This window comes from Desemzia sp. FAM 23988 (genome assembly GCF_045528365.1).
Taxonomy (GTDB): domain Bacteria; phylum Bacillota; class Bacilli; order Lactobacillales; family Carnobacteriaceae; genus Desemzia.
This window is the reverse complement of sequence record NZ_JBGQQS010000063.1, coordinates 1-584: the sequence shown is the minus strand read 5'-3', so window position 1 is coordinate 584 and position 584 is coordinate 1. Positions and strand designations below refer to the sequence as shown.

At 29.5% G+C, this 584-nt stretch carries 1 protein-coding gene; it reads left to right on the top strand.

Features of this window, described 5'->3' with window-relative positions:
- Nucleotides 1-114 precede the first annotated feature (114 nt).
- Entirely contained in the window at nucleotides 115-453 is a 339-nt protein-coding gene (locus tag ACEN4L_RS13425; protein WP_407103277.1) for a GNAT family N-acetyltransferase; N-acetyltransferase, read from the top strand.
- Nucleotides 454-584: the final 131 nt, after the last annotated feature.

The window sequence follows — 584 nt, the reverse complement described above, 5'->3', positions numbered from 1 at the left end:
ATGATTTTGACTATTATTATCAACTTGTTTCAAATGATCGTGTTATGTCTCAAATCACTGAAAGAGCTATTCCCTATGAAGAAGCCAAAACAAATTTCCAAAAATTAGTAACCTATAATAAAAAAAAATAACAATTATGGTTCATACAAAATATCTATAGATTTAGATCAAAAATTTATTGGACTTGCTCATTTAACTTTAAATGAAAAACAACCTAACGAAGCAGAAATAGGCTATATGATACTTCCAAAATATTGGGGAAGAGGTTATGGAACTGGTGTAGCAAATCAATTAATTGAGATAGCAAGTCGACTAGGGTTAGAGAAAATACAAGCTATCATTGATCCAGAAAACGTTGCTTCTAGAAAAATATTAAGTAATCAAGGTTTCATATCTGAAATTGTATGTGAAATTGACGGATTGCCTGGAGAAATATTAAGTAAAAAATTATAGTTTTCATGTAAAAGCGTGAGTAGTAAAAGACTTGTGCTAGCAAGGTTTTTACTACTCACTCTTTTATCTAATTTAGTGTATTAGATCTTTTTACTTGAACCTAACGTTACGTAACGGTATATGGTAATTGT